We start from the raw sequence: 3,027 nt of genomic DNA, 5'->3' as shown, positions 1-3,027 counted from the left end.
CCACCGGTAAAGGCTTCCTATAGATGTTGATCCGAGTGTTTCAAAAATATCCTTGTAAAATTCACCTGTATTGTATAACTGTAAAAATTCTTCATTTGCCTGACTCTTATTCGTCTTTTCCTTTATATAGTCTTTCCATAGTTTTAATAAGTCGAGTCTTGCAAGAGCAATTCGTTTGACACTTTCAGGAATAATTTTTTCTTGAACAGGCTGGATATCTAAATCAACAGTTTGCGTTTCCTCAAGTACAAGAGCCTGATAATATTCGTTAAGAAATTTTGTTTGTAATTCAGGCTCTAAAGAACTCAAACATATTTTATATGCTTTGCCTCCTCTAATATCTTCCGTTTCAAACTTGTATTTATTCTGCTGCTTTAAAGAAAGACGAACTGCTCTTTCTGTAATTCCTTTTAATTCAGCAACAGTTTTAACATCCAACCAAACTTTTGAAGTGTCGAGAATCCTATCGCTCATAAACATTGTTCCTTGTAATTCATTCATACTAATGAGTATGATAAATCACCTTCCCGAAAATTCAACAATATTCTGATAAATATGTTCCTTTATGTCCTAATGTATTCGTATGTGAACTAAAATTATATTTTTAACCATAAGGAACTTAGGAATAATGTGTCTATACGGAAACTTTTCTTAAAGCAACTTAATATTTAGCATCAAACATGGCAGGGTTATTATCAGCCCTGCTTCCTTCTTAAGCCCTATTTTTTCATGCATGTATTTAACACCCGGATTGAGAATTATCAGATTAAAAATTACAGAATTTTTGTGAATAAAATATTTGTAAACGAAGCAGGACAAGCTTTTTAAAACTTCGACACATTTCCCCCTGGCTTCCGCAACCTTCCGCCACTCCTTAAAAAATGAGAAATTCGTAGACAAAGGAAGACAGGGTTTAAACATGGATGTATCAAGGGTTTAGGACGAAGTGTAAAAAATATTCATTCTGATTTTTTCTAACTTTTATCCAATAATTATCCAGTTTTTCTTAATTTTTCTCAAAATTTCTCAACTGGCTAAACAGGCAATGTTAGGCGCATTGAGGCAGATTTACGCCCTCCAAACTGGATAAAAAAATATAATCCACACCAGATTTATGTCGACCAATTCTGTACTTCGCACCTATAAGAAAAGCCATTAAACTGTATGTAGAAGATTCGTTAATTACAACGGCTAAATCTATTTTATGTTTTAATCTGATTTTTAAAGCATCTTGCAGGAAAATTAAAGGGTTTTTACCTCTGCCTTTATTGTCAAAAGTTTCAACATAGTCAACTTCTGGCAATAATTCTGCAATCTGTATAGCACCAGGCCAGGTTACAAAAACAATTTTTGAATCAGGATAAGTTTGTTTTAAAACCCTGCAAATCGGCTGGATATTAACAACATCAGCAATTTTTGCACCAAATATTATTGCAATTTTCTTTATTTTTTTAGGAAGTCCCATATTTAGCTCACAATCATAAATTTTTCTTTGAATTTTTCATACATCTCATCAGGAGTTTGAGGGCAATAAACTTGTGTATTTAAGCCTGCAAACAAAGGACTAAAATCCGTCAAGCTGTGTTTCATAAAATATGCACCTATGGATGGCGTTTGCATGATATTTGCTATATGCAAAGGTGCTGTGTCATTTCCGATATAATAAATAGCAGATTTTGATATTTGTGCCAGTTGAAACAAATCAAGTTTTTTCCTTAAATCAATAAAATAAGGATTATCAGGCAGTTTAAAATCCTGATTAATTCCTACAAAAACAGATTTAAGATTAAATTCTTCAAAACATTTATTTGCTATTTCAATATAATAATCTTCATCCCAGCGCCTGTTAGCATCGCCTTTTTTGCCGTATGCAGCTTCCATACAAAAAACAACATATTTTTCATTCATAACAAGATGAATAAAACCTTTAAAATTGTTTAAAGCCAGACAATTAGGGCTAAAATTAAAAGTTTCTATTATTTGTTCTGCCGTATAGCCTAATTCCAATAGAATGCCAAATAAGCTTATTGAATATTGACTTAGTCCATACTTATCCTGCAAGAAAAAGATCAATTTCGCAGGTATAAATTCGCTAAACTTATTGATATTCATAAAAGGTAGTTCTTGGTCAAATTTTATAATCTTTTTAGCTGGATTTGTAAGCCCATACTTAACCTTTGCAGTAAAACCCCAGTTTGTATTTATTGTTTCAGTAAAAAAAGCAATATCTGTGGGGTTCAAATTAGATATTATTTTGCTTCCAACTGTTAAAGGTTTACACTGAAAAATATCCAAAGGTGCATATAGCTTTGATAAAAAAGGCTGCGCAACTATTCTTATTTCGTTATTATCATTGTATTTTTCATTAAGTTGCCTAATCGCAACAAGCATAGGAATATTTAAAATGGCATCCCCTATTCTCCAAGGGAGAACAATATCTATTCTTTTATTTTGATAATTCGCCAAAATTTATAATTCCACATAAAACATCATTAAACTGCATATATCTTAGCATAATCGTATTTTACATTGAAGAAATTTTCGAGGATGCCAAAATTTTTTACTATCATGATATTTAGCATTCAACTGTTTAAGTGCAACATCCGTATACCTGTTATATAGAGCATCGCCGGTTCACCACGGAAGAATTATCTCGATTTTTTTATTTTATCCCTGATTTATATTTTCCTGTAATTAATTGTCCTCCTTGGGTTTTAGTTACTTAACTTAGTTTCATTATAACTTCGGTCTGGACGAAGTCCAGTCCAAAAAGCAAAAAGGTTTACACTGGAACACATTTTATTTTCAAAAAAAATGCTTACTTCAGAGTTAAAAAAAATTTACTGCGGCGTATTCATCCTTTAGATGAAAATGCGTATGAGAAAATTTTGAAGAAATTTTCGAGGACGCCGAAATTTTTATACCTCCAGTCGGAAGTACTTTATAAACTTGTTATTTCTTAGGGTATTCTCTACTAGTGCATTGTTAATTTAATTTATTAGGATAAAGTTTTTTTAACTTAATTCT

At 31.6% G+C, this 3,027-nt stretch carries 3 protein-coding genes; all 3 read right to left on the bottom strand.

Translation table 11 applies throughout. The annotated features are described in order from the left end of the window. Positions 1-474 (bottom strand): hypothetical protein (locus WCG23_13220; GenBank protein MEI8390832.1); only part of this gene is annotated, 474 nt, incomplete at its 3' end. Positions 475-1,048: 574 nt separating this feature from the next. Further along, positions 1,049-1,465: a hypothetical protein gene (locus WCG23_13215; protein ID MEI8390831.1), complete on the bottom strand. Its 417-nt coding sequence runs from the start codon at positions 1,463-1,465 to the stop codon at positions 1,049-1,051. A gap of 2 nt (positions 1,466-1,467) precedes the next feature. Next, positions 1,468-2,466 (bottom strand): glycosyltransferase family 9 protein, encoded by a 999-nt coding sequence (locus WCG23_13210; protein ID MEI8390830.1) that lies wholly within the window; start codon positions 2,464-2,466, stop codon positions 1,468-1,470. Positions 2,467-3,027 lie beyond the last annotated feature (561 nt).

It is taken from the genome of bacterium (assembly GCA_037147175.1).
GTDB lineage: Bacteria > Cyanobacteriota > Vampirovibrionia > Gastranaerophilales > UBA9971 > UBA9971.
The sequence above is the reverse complement of the archived record's forward strand: the minus strand, read 5'-3'. Positions and strand labels throughout refer to the sequence as shown.

Excerpts from the sequence above, each read along its gene's own strand:
- WCG23_13215 (MEI8390831.1), bottom strand. The coding sequence starts at position 1,465 with ATGGGACTTCCTAAAAAAATAAAGAAAATTGCAATAATATTTGGTGCA.